Origin of the sequence: Sorangium sp. So ce367, from assembly GCF_051520455.1 — a bacterium.
GTDB classification, from domain to species: Bacteria; Myxococcota_A; Polyangia; order Polyangiales; family Polyangiaceae; genus Sorangium; species Sorangium cellulosum_B.
Map to the genome: position 1 here is coordinate 10,363,079 of NZ_CP150334.1, position 15,951 is coordinate 10,379,029.

Genomic DNA, 15,951 nt, shown 5'->3' on the forward strand with positions numbered 1-15,951 from the left:
CGCTCCTTGACAGCGGGGGGTAGGGTCAAGTAGCCGAGGACCCGCCTCACCTATGCTAGAGAACCACCGCACCAGGCTGAACAGCGCGCTCGCCAAGCTCGACGGCGCCCTCGAGCGGCTCGCGCGCGCCGCCTTGACCCTGGCGCCGTGGCCGATCCTCTACGGCATGAGCATCGCCGTGACGGCCTGGGTCTTCATCCACCCGAGCCGGCACGCGCAGCTCGACACGAACAAGCTCACCGAGGTGGAGCGCCGCTGGATGGCCGGCGGCGCCGTCGCCGCCATCGTGGGGGTCGCGCTCGCCTACTTCCTCGTGATGCTGGCGCGGCGGGTCCGCATCCGCTCGTGGGACTTCGTGGGCACCGTGGGCCGCCTCAACCGCGCCCTGATCCCCCTGCTCGCGCTCCCGTTCGTCGCCGCGCTCAAGCTCCCGAACATCGAGAAGGACAGCCCGAAGAGCACGATCTTCTTCGCCGCCCTCGCCGCCCTGGCCACGGGCGTCGGCGCCTACGCCTGGGGCCGCCGCGCGCGGCTCTCGCCCGGGCTCGACGATGCGTCCGAGCTCGATGGCGCGCCCGCCCGCGGAAGCCGCGCGCTCGCGACGGTCGCGCGATGGCTCCCGTCGCTGGCCCTGCTCGCGATGTGGACGGGTTACACGCTCTTCTTCTCCCGGCTCGCGATCACCAACCACCGCGCGCTGCACACGAGGACGCCCGACCTCGGGTACTACGACAACATCTTCTACCAGACGATCCACGGACGGCCGCTCGGCTGCTCCTGGCTCAAGGCCGGTTACCACGGCTCCGCGCACTTCGACCCGATCCTCATCCTGCTCTCGCCGCTCTACCTGATCTACCCGAGGGCGGAGTTCCTCCTCATCCTCCAGTCCGCGTGGCTCGGCGCCGGCGTCGTCCCCGTGTACCTGCTCGCGCGCGACAAGCTCGCTCACCGCGGCAAGGCGCTCCTGCTCGCCGCCGTGTGGGCCATCTATCCGGCCCTGCACGGCGCGAACATGTACGAGTTCCACTCGCTCGCGCTGATCTCGCCGCTCGTCGTCTGGCTCCTCTACTTCTACGAGACCGGCAGGGACAGGCTGTACTGGGTCACCCTCGCCGTGCTGCTGCTCTGCCGGGAGGACGTCTCCCTGCTGATGTGCTTCATCGGGCTCTACGCCATCTTCGACCGGCGCCCGGGCAGGACGCGCCTCGGCTGGGTGACCATCGCGACGAGCCTCGTCTACTTCGTCATCGTGAAGCTGTTCTTCATGACGTCGGCGGGCATCATCATGTCCGGCAAGGACGCTTATTCGTTCGCCTATTACTACGAGGAGCTCATGCCGAACCGGAGCGGGCTCGGCGGCATGCTCGTCTCCCTCCTCACGAACCCTGTCTTCGCGCTCAAGGTCCTGCTGGAGGAGCCGAAGATCATCTTCCTGCTCCAGCTCTTCGTCCCCCTCTGCTTCCTGCCCTTCCTCGCCAAGCCCGGGCGCTGGATGCTCGCCTACGGGCTCCTGTTCTGCCTGCTCGCCTCGCGCGACGCGGTGTTCTCGATCCACTTCCAGTACTCGTCGATCCTCTTCCCCATCGCGTTCGTGCTGACGCCGATCGCGCTCAAGCGGATCGAGGGCTCCGGGCCGACCGCGTACTACGGGCTCGACGGGCGGCGCCTGTCGCGCGCGCTGCTCGCCGCCATGGTGGTGGCGGCCGCGCTGATGTCGTGGAAGTTCGGCGGCCTCGTCGAGAACGCGTCGTTCAGGGGCGGCTTCTCCCGGGTGGCGCGCAAGCTGACGCCCGACCAGGAGGCGACCTACGCCTGGGTCCGGCAGCAGGTGGAGGCGATCCCGAAGAGCGCCATCGTCGGCGCGACGAGCAAGATGGGACCGCACGTGTCGAACCGGAAGGAGGCCTATTTCTATCCAGGCGACCGCGCCGCGACCGTCCAGTACGTGCTGCTCGACGAGGGGGAGCTCAAGGGCAAGGACCTGGAGCGCCACAACGCGGCGGTGAAGCGCGGCGAGCTCGAGGAGCTCAGCCGGTTGAAGAAGATGGCGCTGTTCAAGCGGGTGAAGCCGCCGTCGAAGGCGCAGCCGCCGGCGCCGGCGGCCTCCGACGAGCCCCCTACCGGAGACCCGCCCCCGGAGCTACGAAAGCTGGACCGAAAGGACGGCGGCGCGCCGCCTGCGCCCTCCACCACCGCGGAGCAAGATGAAGACCCTCCTCCTGGCCCATGACTTCAACGCGACCTCCGAGATCGCCCTCGACACGGCGATCGAGCTCGCCCGCAAGCTGTCCGCGAAGCTCGTCGTCGCGCACGTGTACAGCGTGCCCGTCTACAGCTTCCCGGAAGGCTCGTCCCTGATCCCCTCGGCCGAGGACGCCGCGCGCATCGCCGATGCGGCGCAGCGGAGCCTCGATCAGGTGCTCGAGCGCCGACGCGCCACGACGCCCGGCGTCGAGATCTCGGGCGTGCTGCGCGCCGGCGTCCCCGACGAGGAGATCTGCCGCCTCGCGGACGAGATCGGCGCCGAGATGATCGTGATCGGGACGCACGCGCGCGGGGCGGTCGCGCGGGCGCTGCTCGGCAGCGTGGCGCAGCGGGTGGTGAGATCGGCAAAGGTCCCGGTCCTGTCGATACGGGGACCGCAACCGGCCTGATGTAGGTGACATCACGAAACGATCGGATTCGGTGTCCGGCGCCGCCAGATCGGGCGTTAGAAATTTCCCGACTTCCTGTCAAATGCGTCCTGCCGCGACGACGAAACCTCGTTGAAACATTGGGCACGTTACCCCGGTGCCATGAAGATCGACACTGGGGATACGGCCTGGCTCCTCGCATCGACAGCCCTCGTCCTTTTCATGACGCCGGGCCTCGCCCTGTTCTACGGCGGCATGGTGCGCCGCAAGAACGTGCTCGCGACGCTCATGCACTCGTTCGCCGCGCTCGCGGTGATCTCGGTGCAGTGGGTGGCCGTCGGGTACTCGCTCGCGTTCGGGACCTCGCACGGTGGGCTCATCGGCGGGTTCGACTTTGTCGGTCTGCACGGGATCGCGATGGTCGAGCGCGGCACGGTGCCGCACATCGCGTTCGCCGCGTTCCAGATGATGTTCGCGGTGATCACGCCCGCGCTCATCGCGGGGGCGTTCGCCGAGCGGATGCGGTTCTCGGCGTACCTGGTCTTCATCCTGCTCTGGTCCACGCTCGTCTATGACCCGGTGGCGCACTGGGTGTGGGCGGAGAAGGGCTGGCTCTTCGAGATGGGCGCGCTCGACTTCGCGGGCGGCACCGTGGTTCACCTCGCGGCGGGCATCTCTGCGCTGATCTGTGCGCTCGTGCTCGGCAGGCGCACGGGATATCCGCACGAGCGGCACGTGCCGCACAACCTGACGATGACCCTGACGGGCACGGGCATCCTGTGGTTCGGGTGGTTCGGCTTCAACGCCGGCAGCGCGCTGACGTCGGGCGGGCTCGCGGCGCTGGCGCTGCTCGACACGCACCTCGCGGCGGCGGCGGGCGGCGCGGCGTGGCTCCTCGTCGAGTGGGCGCAGCGAGGCAAGCCGACCGCGCTCGGCGTGGCGTCCGGCATCGTGGCCGGGCTCGTCGGGATCACGCCCGCGGCCGGGTTCGTGGCGCCGTGGGCCGCCGTCGTGATCGGCCTGCTCGCGGGCGTGGTGTGTTATGCGGCGGTCGTCTCGAAGGAGCGCCTGCGCTACGACGACTCGCTCGACGCGTTCGGCGTCCACGGCGTGGGCGGCCTCCTCGGCGCGGTCCTCACCGGCGTCTTCGCCGAGAAGGCCCTGAACGAGGCCGGCCGCGACGGCGTGATCGCCGGCAACCCGGGGCAGATGGTCCCGCAGCTGGTCGGCATCGCGGCCGTCGGGCTGTACGCCGCGATCGTGACCTTCGTGCTCCTCAAGCTTGTCGACAAGCTGATCGGCCTGCGCGTGCCCGAGAGCGACGAGCGCGAGGGCCTCGACGCCACGGAGCACGGCGAGACCGGCTACGCGCTGTAGGGACACAGAGGGGGGCAGCCACAGACCCAGGTCGACAAGGGCTCCCGGCCGCGCTCGTCCTCCCGGTGAGGAGGGATACGCGCGGCCGGGGGCGCCGTCGTTGTTGCCTCCCCCCGGGCGCACCGCTAGAGCGACAGACGGTTCGAACCGAAAGGCGCCGAGAGCGCCAAGAGAGCTCGACAATCTCTTGGCGCTCCCGGCGCCCTGACGGTTTCTACGCTCGAACCGAACGGTGCTCCATCTTGCGCCGAACCTTCCCCCTGGGCGCGCGCCACGAGCGAGCGCCCCGTCATCACGGAGCAGACAGGCATGAGCGGCCATTCGAAGTGGGCCACCATCAAGCGCAAGAAGGGCGCGCTCGACGCGAAGCGCGGCAAGCTCTTCACGAAGCTCATCAAGGAGATCACCGTCGCCTCGCGCATGGGCGGCGGAGACCCGAACGGCAACCCGCGCCTCCGCAAGGCGATCAACGACGCCAAGGGCCAGGCGATGCCCGCCGACACGATCAAGCGCGCCATCCAGCGCGGCACCGGCGAGATCGAGGGCGCGAACTACGAGGAGATCCTCTACGAAGGGACAGGGCCCGGCGGGACGCTGTTCCTCTGCGAGGCGATGACCGACAACCGGAACCGCACCGTCGCCGAGATCCGGAAGATCTTCGAGAAGAACAACGGGCAGCTCGGCGCCGGCGGCTCCGCGCAGTGGGCCTTCGAGAGGAAGGGGATCATCCTCCTCGCGAAGGACGCGGCGACGGAGGATCAGCTGATGGACACCGCCGTGGGCGCGGGCGCCGACGACTACAGCGACCAGGGAGAGGAGTGGCAGGTGCTCTCCAGCGTCGACGTGATGGACACCGTCGTGAAGGCCCTCGAGGACGCGAAGATCGCGGTGAAGTCGAACTCCGCGGGCTACGTCCCCAAGACCAAGAAAGAGGTCGCGGGCCGCGACGCCGAGGTCTGCCTGAACCTCGTCGACTCGCTCGACGACCACGACGACGTGCAGAACGTCTACGCCGACTTCGACGTCCCCGAAGAGGAGCTCGCGAAGCTCGAGGGCTGATCCCGCGGCAGGCGCGAGCCCGTCACGGCCGCCAGATCGGGAAGCTCACGATCGCCCACGAGAAGAACGCGTGGGCGAAGACCGCCGGCGCCAGGCGCCCGGTCCGGTGCACCACGCGACCCCACACGATCGAGCAGCCGAAGCCCGCCGTGACGAGCAGCGGGTTCGGCCCGGCTACCGGATCGCCGAGCAGGAAGAGCGTGGGGGCGTGCGCGGCGGCGAACAGCGCGCTCGACAGCAGCCACGCGGCGCCCCGGTCGAGCGGCCCCTCCAGGGCGCGCAGGACGAGCCCGCGCCAGACGATCTCCTCCAGCGCGGCGATGACGAAGACGAGCGCGCCGACGAACACGCGCGCGTCGGCCGAGGGGTCGCCGAGCTGGAGGTACAGGCGAAGGACCCACGCCTCGCGAGGCGAGCCCCGCGGGGCGAGCAGCAGCTGCACCGCCATGGCGAGCCCGTAGAGCCCCGCCGCGACCAGGGCGCCGCGCGCGAGATCGCCGGACAGGGGGCGGAGCGAGGCGCGGAGCTCGCCGCGCCGGCGGAGCCACATCACGGTGATCGCCGTGAGGACGGCGTAGAGCGCGCCGAGCGCCGCGAGCATGGTAGGCGCGCCCGCGCGACCGGGATCGAACGCGAACGAGACGGCGAGCGCCACGCCGACGGTGACGGACGCGGCGATGAGCGCGGCCTCGCGGCGCGAAGAGCGCGGCGGATCGCGCGGATCGATCGCCCGCGGATCGCGCGACGAGGCCGGGGCGGCCGAGCCAGAGGCAGCCGGAGGAGCCGCGGCGGAAGGAGCCGCGGCGCGGTCTTCACCCGGGATCATCGCGCGCTCGCCTGACCCGTCCGACCCGTCTGACTCGTTCGACTCGTCTGACTCGTTCGACTTAGTTGCATGACCCGGTCGAGGATGCGGTCCGCGAGCGCCGGCTTGGGCAACACGCCGAGCGCGTCGGCGGCGTCGCCGGTCACGATCGTGGCGCGGTTGTCGTCCCGGCCGAACGAGTCCGCCGCGTGGTTGGCGACGATCATGTCGACGCGCTTGCTCGCGAGCTTGTGCCGGGCGTAGGCGATGACCCCCTCGTCCGTGGCGGTCTCGACCGCGAACCCGACGAGCACCGGCGAGCGCGCTCCGTCGTCGCCGGCAGCGTCCGCCAGCCCGCCGCGCGCCGCGCCGATCTCCGCGAGCAAATCAGGGTTCGGCACGAGCGGGAGCGACGCGAGGTCGGGCGTCCGCTTCAGCTTGGTCGCGTGCAGCTCGGCCGGGCGGTAGTCGGACACGGCGGCCGTCATGATGAGCGCGTCGGCGCCGCGCAGGTCCTCGCCGAGCGCCTGCCAGAGCGCGCCGCGCATCGAGAGCGCGCCGCGCACGTCGACCCGGCGCGCGCCCGACGGCGTGGAGAGCGACACGGGGCCGGCGATGAGCGTGACCTGCGCGCCCCGCGCCGCGGCCCGCTCCGCCACGGCGAAGCCCATCTTGCCGGTCGACCGGTTGCCGAGGAAGCGCACGGGATCGAGGTCCTCGAGCGTCGGGCCCGCGGTGACGACGACGCGGAGCCCCGCGAGGTCGCGCGGGGCGAGCCGCGAGAACGCCGCGGCCGCGATCGCCGCCGGCTCGGCCATGCGCCCGAGGCCGCGCTCGCCCGAGGCGACCTCGCCGAAGACCGGGCCGACGAGCTGCACGCGCCCGTCGGCCTCGAGCGTGGCGACGTTCCGCGCCGTCGCGGGGTGAGCCCACATGCGGGGATGCATCGCCGGCGCGGCGAGCACAGGCCCCCGCGCGCACAGGGCGAGCGCCGTCACGAGGTCGTCGGCGCGCCCCGCGGCGAGGCGGGCGATCACGTCGGCGGTCGCGGGCGCGAGCAGCACGAGATCGGCCTCGGCGGCGAGCGCGACGTGCAGCTCGCCCGCGAAGCCGGGATCCCACATGGTGTCGCGCACCGGCTCGCCGCAAAGCCCGCTCAGCGTCATCGGCCCGAGGAACTGCTGCGCCGCGCGCGTCATGATCGGGAGCACGCGCGCGCCGCCCTGGATCAAGAGCCGGGCCACCTCGGCGGCCTTGTACGCGGCGATGCTGCCCGAGACGGCGAGCGCGACGGTTGGCCGCGCGCGTTCGGGGGCTTGGCCAGCGGGCGGCGGGGCGGAGGCCTCGGGGCGAGGTGCGGGAGATGACGGCGTTCGGCCAGACATGGCGCAGGTGCCAGCGTGGGTCGTGGGGGTCGGTCCGGCGTCCACCGTGGCACGAAAATCGCCGATCGTACACGGCCACGACACGGTACACGCTGCGCCGCGGGCGGATGATCCGGGGTCGCGCTGCGGGCAGAGAGCTCGTGCTGGCGCGCACGCGCGCACTACCGCGCGCCGACCCGCGCCAACGCGCCCGCGCAGCAAGAAACCCGGCTGATTTTTGGGGCGTGACAGTGGCATCACCCACCGGGAGCGCGTAATGGGATGAGCTCCCTCAGAGGAACACGACAACGATGGCAAGCACCGTCCTCACCGGCATCAAGCCCACCGGAACGCCGCACCTCGGCAACTTCGTAGGGGCGATCAAGCCGGCGCTCGCGCTCGCAGGGACCGCGTCGAACGCGCTCTACTTCGTCGCGGACTATCACGCGCTCAACCTCATCCACGACGCGCAGAAGCTCCGGAGCCTGGTCCACGAGGTCGCCGCGACGTGGCTCGCGCTCGGCCTCGATCCCGAGAAGGTCATCTTCTACAGGCAATCCGACGTTCCGGAGATCTTCGAGCTCAGCTGGATCCTCTCCTGCTTCACGGCGAAGGGGCTCATGAACCGCGCCCACGCCTACAAGGCGGCTGTCGCCAAGAACATGGAGTCCCGGGCCGGGGCGTCGAGCGCCGCGGGCGCCGAGGACAGCGACGACCTCGACGCCGGGATCAACATGGGCCTCTATGCCTATCCGGTGCTGATGGCGGCCGACATCCTCCTGTTCAAGACGAATGTCGTGCCGGTGGGCAAGGACCAGGTCCAGCACATCGAGATCGCCCGCGATATCGCGCAGCGCTTCAACGCGATCTACGGCCCGACCCTCGTCCTGCCCGAGGCGCGCATCAGCGCGGAGACGGCGGTGATCCCGGGCCTCGACGGCCGCAAGATGAGCAAGAGCTACGACAACACCATCGCGCTCTTCCTGCCGCCGGAGAAGCTGCGCAAGACGATCTTCAAGTACAAGACGGACTCGTCGCCCCCGAGCGAGCCGAAGGATCCGAACACCTCGCCGCTCTTCCACCTCTACCGGGAGTTCTCCACGCCCGAAGAGGCGGAGGCGCTCCGCGGCCGCTACCAGAGCGGCATCGGCTGGGGCGAGGCGAAAGAGGCCGTGTTCGAGGTGCTGAACCGCGCGCTCGAGGAGCCGCGGCGCCGCTACGCCGATCTCATGGCCAACCCGGCCCGCATCGACGCCCTGCTCCTGGAAGGCGCCCAGCGCGCGCGGGCGCTCGCGGGCCCGACGCTCCACGAGGTGCGCCGGGCGATCGGCGCTCGCTGAAGGCCGCGGCGGCGGAGGACGGGCGGAGCTCGCCGGGGCCAGCGCGCTGCGAGCGCCGCCGAGCAGCCGCCGCCGGCTCCGTTCGAGGCCGCCCGCTCAGCCGCCGTCGCTCGTCGTCGTCGTCTTCTTCTGGTTCTGGCGTCGCTTCTTGCCCTTGCCGCCCTTCGCCTCGTCCCCCGCGGGGTCCCGCTGGCCACGGGCTTCCGGCGCCGCCGCGCCCGGGGCGTGCGCGACGGCGATCCCCTCAGCGGGCGGCGCGTCCTCGCCTCGCGCGCGGCTGCCGTCTCCTTCGGCGCGCTCCTCCCCCTTCGCGCGGAACGTGCCGAACCCGGCGCGCTCGGTCCAGCCGCGCTCGCCCGTGAGCCCGGGCTCGCGGCTCTCGACGGTGCCGCCGCCCGGCTCCGGGCCGGTCGCGCCTGGCGTGCGGACGTCCGGCCCCTGCGTCACGACGAGGTACTCGTCCGCCACGTACTCGGGGTGATTGTCGTCGGCCGTCTTGGCCTCGGGGTCGCGCGGACCGCTCCCGACATGGACGATCTGCGCCGTCGGCGGGTAGCTGTCGCTCCACTTCTCCCGCACCGCGTAGGCGCCGTCGCGGACGACCCGCGAGCTCGTCGTCTTGAAGCCGGGGATGCCGCGCTGAGCGAGCGCCCGCGTCCCTTCGGGCAGCTTCGGCGTCGGGCGCTCCAGCTCCTCGAACGGGATGACCTCGTCGATGCGGCGGAAGTACGTGACCGTGAGCTTGCGCGAGGGCCCGAGGATCTCGGCGCGCACGACGCCGCCGGCCACCGTCTCGTGGAGCACGATCGGGAAGTCGAACGGGTTCCTGAAGCGGTAGTTGATCGTCGGGTAGACGACGGTCGCGTCGAGGCCGAGCTTGATGTAGTAGCTCGGGCGGGAGTGCGGGTAGCGCTCGACGATCTCGAGCCCCGCGAAGAACGCGGCGCCGTGGAGCGTGCCCGAGATCTGGCAGGTCCCGCCGCCGAGCCCGTCGACGAGCTCTCCCTGGGCGATGACCGGAGCGACGCGGTACCCGTGCGCCTCGTCGCGCGGGCCGACCGTCTCGTTGAAGTCGAAGATCTCGCCCGGCATGACGACCACGCCGTCGAGCTTGGAGGCCGCGAGCCTGAGGTTGTACGTCCTCTCCTTGGATCGCGCGCCGGTCGCGTAGCGCGTCTCGAAGTAGCCGAGCACCTGATCGAACTTGACGTTACCGAGCTGCTCGGCGACGAGCTTCGGCGCGATCGTCTCGACGCTGGCCTGCGCGGTGTCCTCGCCCGCCCGGAGGGCGGCGTCGATGCGCGCGAGCGTGCCGTAGACGTCCAGCCGATACCCGATCTTCTCGGGCTTGAGCTGCTTCGCCTCGAGGTCGACATACGCGTCGACCGCGGGCGCGTCGAGCTCGACCTTCAGGTCGAGCAGCTTGCTGATCGCCCGCTCGGAGTCGAGGAGGAGCGGGATCGGGATGTCGAGCGGCGCGTCCTTGTCGCCATCGCCGGCCCGCTCGTGCGCGCGGCGGAGCGCGCTCTCGGGGCGAAGCGCCTCGCGCACGAACTCGGCGAGGCGGACCCGGTTGATCTCGACGCCGAGATCGTTGCGGCGGAGCGCGCGCGCGGAGCCGTCGGGGAGCACGATCCGGATCTCCCCGGTGGCGTAGCGGCGCACGAGGTCGAGCGCGTTCGCCACCACGTCGCCGCCCGTCGGCACCGGCACCTGCGCCACGCGGAGGACCGGCGGGGGCTTGGGGCCGTCGTCCGGCGGGGGCGGCAGCACGAGGTAGGTGATGACCAGGCCGCTCGTGACGAAGATCGCCACCAGCGCGGCGAACCGCCAGAGCTCCGGCGAGCGGCGAAGATCCATGCGAGGGCGGCCATCTTGAAAAGCGTTGCCCGAACCGTCAAGCGAACGCGGGCGCGCGGCGCGGCTACGGTGCGGTCCGCGTCACATCGGAGCCGCCGCGCGGCGCCTTCGAGGCGGCGCGCGCGGCCCTGAGGAGCGGCTCCTTGATCGAGCCCGCCCCGGGCACGAGCAGAGAGCCCCGCTGGCGCGGCGGGCCGCCGTGCGGCGAGGAGCGCAGGAGGAGCGCGCCCGCGAGCACCACGAGGACCACGAGGCCGACGGTCGCGGGGATGAGCCAGCGCCGCGCGTGGCCCTCATCGGACGTCGACGGCGCCGGCGGAGCGCCCTGCGGTGGGCCGGCGCCGCGCTCCGCGCTCGCGCGCCCGGGCTGAGCGGCGGCTTGCGGCGAGCTCTGCTGTAGCTGCGGATAGTCGGAGTCGATCGCGCGCTCGCGCGCGATCTGCATGGCCTCCTGGATCGCGGCGCGCCGCCGCTCGCCGCGCGGGCCGAGCATCTGCTGCATCAGCGCGGCGAGCTCATCCGAGGTGGCGATGGGCGTCGCTGGCGACAGCTGCTCGATGGCCTGGCGCAGCTCGGCCATCGTGGCAAAGCGCTCGTCCCTCGGCTTCGCGAGCATCCTCATGATGATGCGCCCGACGTCCTCCGGGAGCGACGGGACGAGGGTCCGCGGCGGCTCGGCTGCCGCCTTGTCGCAGATGCGGCGCACCGTCGCAGGATCGTTCTCGGCGTGGAAGGGGTGCCTGCCCGTCACGAGCTGATAGAAGACGATGCCGAGCGTGAACACGTCGGTGCGCCGATCGATGGGCTCGCTGCCCGCCTGCTCCGGCGACATGTACGCGTACTTGCCCTTCACCTGGCCGACCTGGGTCCGCTGCAGGTTCGAAGCGGCCTTGGCGACGCCGAAGTCGAGGATCTTCACCGACCCGTCGTATCCGACCAGGATGTTTTGCGGCGAGACGTCGCGGTGGACGAGGCCGACGGGCTTGCCGTCGCCGCCGCGCAGCTCGTGCGCGGCGTGCAGGCCGAGGGCCGCCTCGGCCACGATGCGGAGCGCGAAGGGGAGCGGCAGGCCGCCGCGCGCCTTGCTCTCGCGGAGAACCAGGTTGAGCGGCTCACCGTCGATGAGCTCCATCACCTGGTAGAGGACGCCGTCCTCCTCGCCCGCATCGATGGTCTCCGCGACATTCGCGTGATGGATCTGCGAGACCAGGTTGGCCTCGTCGAGGAACATCGCCTCGAAGTCGGGATCGTCGCTCAGCTCGGCGCGCAGCAGCTTGACGGCGACGATCCTGGGGAGCTGGCCGCCCGTTCGAGCGGCCCACACCGAGGCCATGCCCCCGAGCGCGATGGGGACGAGGAGCTCATAGCGACCGAGCGTGTGGCCAGCGCGTACTTCTCCCATGGTGCTCACGTGCCGCGTAACCCCGGAGCGAGGCAGTGCCCGCCGGGAATCGAGCCCGCCGAGCGCGGCCCGCCGCGGCCCGCCCACGACGTCGGGTCCGCAAGAAGCGCTCGGTGTGCCAGGTGGTGCTCTTGATCGAAAAATGACCGCGTGCGCCCGGAATGCGACCGGGCGCCTGGTGTTCGGATCGTCGCAGAGAACGCCTTGGCGCTCAACCCGGAACGCCGTTCAGGTCGCAGCGTGATCTTTCACTGATCCACCGCGGAACGGGCCCGGTCGCGCTCAGCGCGTGAGCCCCCGTGCCTTGGAGAGATCGCCGGTGTCCTCGGCCGGCGCGTCTGGCTGCGAGGACTCGGGAGACGGGATGACCTTGCGCAGCGCTGACAGGTGTCGCTTGGTGACCCCTGTCACCGCCAGGATCTGAGCGTCGGTCGCGCGACGCACTCCTTCCATGGAACCGAGCTCCCGGAGGAGCGCCGTCCTCACCGCGCTGCCAAGCCCTGGGATGTCCTCGATCTCGGACCGGAGGCGCCGCGCCTTGCCGAGCCGCTTGCGTGCGTGGTTTGCGAAGCGGTGCGCCTCATCGCGCGCGCGCGCAAGGAAGAAGAGGGCGGAGCTCGTGGATCGGAGCGGGATACCGTTCTTCTGGCCAGGCAGGTAAACGCGGTCGACGAGCTTCTCTCCGGTCTGCGTCTCCCGCTCCTTCGCCAGACCGACGATCGGGAGGCCGTGCAGGCCGAGATCGCGCGCCGCCGACAGCGCCACCTGAAGCTGGCCGCGCCCACCATCGACGACGAACAGGTCTGGAAGATCCCACTCGCCTGCGCCGGCCTCGGCGCGCCTCGACACATCACCCCCCGAGCCGGCGCTCTCTCGCTCCGCGGCAGCGGACACCGGCGTCCCGTCCGTCTCCGGCGGAGCGTCGCTCGCTGTTGCCAAGGCGATGTCCTCGTCAGCCAGGTCGCCCTCCGTCGCATCGCTCTCGAGCGCGTCGCTCTCCGCCGGATCGCTCTCCATCATGTCGCTCTCGGTGACGCCCTCCATCACGTCGCTCTCGGGCGCGCCTTCGGCGCCGAGGGCGACCTCGCTGTCTGCGGTGGACGCGGAGCTCGCCTGCCGGGCGGCCTTTCCGCGGCGGAAGCGCCGTGAGAGCACCTCGTACATCGCGGCGTAGTCGTCGCCGTCGGCCACGCTCTTCACGTTGAAGCTGCGGTACCGCTTCTTGTCCGGCTGACCATCGAGGAGCGCCACGATCGATCCCACCGTGTCGCCGCCGCCGAGATGCGAGATGTCGCAGCACTCGATGCGACGCGGGAGCGTCGGGAGACGAAGGCGCTCCCTGATCTCCTCGAGCCGGGCCTCGAGATCGTCGGAGCTCCGCTGCTTCTCCCGGAACGCGTGAGCCGCGTTCTCGTTCGCCATCTTGAGCAGATCGACGCGGGGCCCGCGCTGAGGCACGAAGAGCGCGACCTTGCGGCCGCGCCGATCGCCGAGCCACTCCGCGACGCCCTCCGCGCCGTCCGGCAACACCGGCACGAGGACCTCATCGGGGATCGTGGTGGACGCGACGCCATAGTACTCGTTCAAGAAGCCGCCGAGCACCTCGTCGTCCGGCAGCTCCATGTTGCGGAGCGAGAAGGACAGCGTGTCTGTCACGCGCCCCCTCCGCACCAAGATCACTTCGACCTCCACGAGCGTCCCCTCGCGGTAGATGCCCACCACGTCTTGATCGACGTCCTTCACGTAGACGACGCGCTGGGCCTCGCGCACGGCCTCGACCGCCCGGAGCTGATCGCGGTAGATGGCGGCGCGCTCGAACTCGAGCTCCCGCGACGCGTCCCGCATTCGCGTGGTGAGCTCCCCCGTGAGCTCGTCGTGGCGCCCTTCGAGGAAGAGCGCGACCGAGCGGACCATCTCCGTATAGAGCTCCCGGTCCACATCCATCACGCAGGGCGCGAGGCAACGCTTGATCTGGTACTGCAGGCAGGGGCGCCGGCGCGACGCCATCTCGGTATCGGAGCAGGTGCGGAGCTGGAAGTGCTTGTTGACCAGGTGGAGCGTCCGCCGCGCGCTCGTCGCCGAGTGGTAGGGCCCGAAATAGCGCGCCTTGTCCGGGGCGGGACGGCGGACCGTCTCGAGCATCGGCCACGCCTTCTGCGTGTCGAGCTTGAGGCAGAGGAAGTCCTTGTCGTCACGCAGCTTGACGTTGAACCGCGGCTTGTGCTGCTTGACGAGCTCGTTCTCGAGTACGGCCGCTTCCTTCTCGGTGGCGGTCACCACCGTCTCCAGATCGGCCACGATCTTCCGGAGTATCGGGATGAAGTACCTGGCGTCGCTCCCGCTCTCCTGAAAGTAGCTGCGGACGCGCGAGCGCAGGCTCTTCGCCTTGCCGACGTAGACGACGGCGCCGGCCTTGTCGATGAACAGATAGCAGCCCGGCGTCGTCGGGAGCGACGCGAGCTTGGCGGCGAGGAGGGCTTCGGGATCCTGCTTGGCGCTCGGGTTGACCACGGCCGGAACGATCTAGAAGTCGCGCGCGCCGGCAGCAAGCGCCGCGATCACGGCTCCTCCCGTGGAGAGCGGCCGACGCGGCCCGCGCCGGTTCTCCTTTACATCTAGAAAAACGCCGTCATGTGACGCGGCGCCGCTCGCCTCGGCGCGACGAGGCAGAACGCCCAGGTCGAGATGTCGGGCGGCGAGCGCCCTGATCACGAGAGCCGCGCGGCGCGCGCGAGCGCCCTGATCACGAGAGCCGCGCGCGACGCGTGTCGACGCGCGGCTCTCGTGAGGCCACCCGATCACGGTGCGCCGCCGTCACGCGTCGCGCGATCGCACGTGTAGGAGGCGGCGCTGGAGACTGCGGTGATGGCGCGCCGCGCCCACGTCGACGCGAGACACGCCCTCGAGCAGGCAGTAGGCGCGACGGCAGGATCTTCGCGGGAGGAGGTCTCGGGTGTCGAGCGCTCCTGCTTCGTGGCCTGGCGGACGCCGGCGTCTTCGCCTCGGTCGCAATCCGGCGCGACTCCCGGTCGCTCCACTCGCGCCCAGTCCGTCTGGAGCTTCCTGGCCTTGAGAGAGGTCGCCCGCTGGAGAGCGAGGTTGCCCGCACCGGCCATCGGTGCCCGCTTGTCCCCGCCGTAGCTGCGCTTCGGGCTCTCCCCGCAAGCCACTTTCAGCCCGCCGGGCGCCGCGGTGGCGAGCGTCTGGGAAGCATCTGGCAGGAATCAGGGAGGAACCTGGGAGGGCCGATGGGAGGACCGATGCCCGGTCGGAGCTCCATCGTTACCGCGCACCCTCTAATCAGGTTGCCTGAACCCGAAAGGACTTGTATGGTCGTAACACCACCAGCGACTGCCCGTTCGATACCCGGGTCCTGGGGCCAGATGGCATCGGCGAACTGAGCCTGCGGCGCCACCGGCCCCATGTCTGGTTCCCGTTCGCTGCCGTCCAGGTGCGCCGCCGCGCCTGGCGTCGGGCGGCCCCCGAGGTGGGAGTGCGCGTCGAACAGCCGAGGAGTGACGAACTGTCCACCAGCGTCCATCACCGCCGCCCCGCTCGGGGGATCGATGTCGCCCTCGGCGGCGACGGTGAGCTTTGCCCCCTCGCACGGGAGCGAGCCGCGGGCGAGCGTCACCCTGGTGCCCAGCACGAGTGTCACCCCCTGAATCAGGATGAGCGGCTGAGCAGGAGCGGCGGCCTCGTGGCCTCCCGCGGGGCGACTTCCGGCTTGCCGGGGCGGCCGTCGGAGCTCGGGCACGGCGAGCGGTTTGGGAGACTCGGCCGGAGGCTGGGCAGCTCCAGCACAGCCGCAAAAAGACGCAGCCAGACCGGAGGCGACATGGCCTGGGGGCTGCAACGTGGGTGGGAGCAACCGCGTCGGGCCGACGCGCCGATCAGCCAGGGGGATGTCCTGGCAGGTGGGTGGGGTAGCCCTCATGACGTCGACACCGCCGGAGGGCGTCTCGGCGGCCGACACGTTGCGGTCGATCCCGGAGAGCGGCTCGGTCGGGAGACGAGAGCTCGGGCATACGGTTACGCCGCCGGAGCAGGGTGGAGTGCAGAAGTGAAAGGCTGCCGCTCCAGCTCACCGGGGGTCGCCTGGAACGGCGAC

Annotated in this window: 11 protein-coding genes; 6 read left to right on the forward strand and 5 right to left on the reverse strand. The window is 70.9% G+C overall.

Features of this window, described 5'->3' with window-relative positions; translation table 11 throughout:
• Nucleotides 1-52 precede the first annotated feature (52 nt).
• The 4 genes from WME97_RS39290 (at nucleotide 53) to WME97_RS39305 (ending at nucleotide 5,069) form a co-directional block, all read left to right on the forward strand.
• Complete coding sequence (locus tag WME97_RS39290) at nucleotides 53-2,230, forward strand: DUF2079 domain-containing protein (protein WP_437545337.1); 2,178 nt, start codon at nucleotides 53-55, stop codon at nucleotides 2,228-2,230.
• Entirely contained in the window at nucleotides 2,205-2,654 is a 450-nt protein-coding gene (locus WME97_RS39295) for a universal stress protein (RefSeq protein ID WP_437545339.1), read from the forward strand. Before WME97_RS39290 ends, WME97_RS39295 begins: the two co-directional genes overlap by 26 nt.
• 141 nt (nucleotides 2,655-2,795) lie before the next feature.
• Entirely contained in the window at nucleotides 2,796-4,010 is a 1,215-nt protein-coding gene (locus WME97_RS39300; RefSeq protein ID WP_437545341.1) for an ammonium transporter, read from the forward strand.
• Nucleotides 4,011-4,319: 309 nt separating this feature from the next.
• A complete protein-coding gene (locus tag WME97_RS39305; protein WP_437526015.1) occupies nucleotides 4,320-5,069 on the forward strand; it encodes a YebC/PmpR family DNA-binding transcriptional regulator in 750 nt (249 codons plus the stop codon).
• A gap of 22 nt (nucleotides 5,070-5,091) precedes the next feature.
• On the opposite strand, the gene WME97_RS39310 is transcribed toward WME97_RS39305, so the two are convergent.
• Both WME97_RS39310 and coaBC read right to left on the reverse strand, forming a co-directional pair.
• Nucleotides 5,092-5,895, reverse strand: coding sequence for a CPBP family intramembrane glutamic endopeptidase (locus tag WME97_RS39310; protein ID WP_437545343.1), 804 nt, complete (start codon nucleotides 5,893-5,895; stop codon nucleotides 5,092-5,094).
• On the reverse strand, nucleotides 5,892-7,259 hold the full coding sequence (gene coaBC, locus WME97_RS39315) for a bifunctional phosphopantothenoylcysteine decarboxylase/phosphopantothenate--cysteine ligase CoaBC (RefSeq protein ID WP_437545345.1): 1,368 nt from the start codon (nucleotides 7,257-7,259) through the stop codon (nucleotides 5,892-5,894). Before coaBC ends, WME97_RS39310 begins: the two co-directional genes overlap by 4 nt.
• 290 nt (nucleotides 7,260-7,549) lie before the next feature.
• Here coaBC and WME97_RS39320 point away from each other — a divergent pair, with 290 nt between their 5' ends.
• Complete coding sequence (locus WME97_RS39320) at nucleotides 7,550-8,578, forward strand: tryptophan--tRNA ligase (protein WP_437545347.1); 1,029 nt, start codon at nucleotides 7,550-7,552, stop codon at nucleotides 8,576-8,578.
• A 96-nt stretch (nucleotides 8,579-8,674) separates the two neighbouring features.
• Here the strand turns inward: WME97_RS39320 and WME97_RS39325 are convergent, their stop codons facing one another.
• The 3 genes from WME97_RS39325 to uvrC all read right to left on the reverse strand — a co-directional run bounded on the left by WME97_RS39325 (nucleotide 8,675) and on the right by uvrC (nucleotide 14,351).
• A complete protein-coding gene (locus WME97_RS39325) occupies nucleotides 8,675-10,438 on the reverse strand; it encodes a VanW family protein (RefSeq protein ID WP_437545349.1) in 1,764 nt (587 codons plus the stop codon).
• A 64-nt stretch (nucleotides 10,439-10,502) separates the two neighbouring features.
• Nucleotides 10,503-11,840 carry a serine/threonine-protein kinase gene (locus WME97_RS39330; protein WP_437545351.1) on the reverse strand — a complete coding sequence of 446 codons (1,338 nt, stop codon included), beginning with the start codon at nucleotides 11,838-11,840 and terminating at the stop codon, nucleotides 10,503-10,505.
• 282 nt (nucleotides 11,841-12,122) lie between these two features.
• Nucleotides 12,123-14,351: an excinuclease ABC subunit UvrC gene (uvrC, locus tag WME97_RS39335; protein ID WP_437545353.1), complete on the reverse strand. Its 2,229-nt coding sequence runs from the start codon at nucleotides 14,349-14,351 to the stop codon at nucleotides 12,123-12,125.
• Nucleotides 14,352-15,775: 1,424 nt separating this feature from the next.
• On the opposite strand from uvrC, the gene WME97_RS39340 reads away from it, so the two are divergent.
• A complete protein-coding gene (locus tag WME97_RS39340; RefSeq protein ID WP_437545355.1) occupies nucleotides 15,776-15,907 on the forward strand; it encodes a hypothetical protein in 132 nt (43 codons plus the stop codon).
• Nucleotides 15,908-15,951 lie beyond the last annotated feature (44 nt).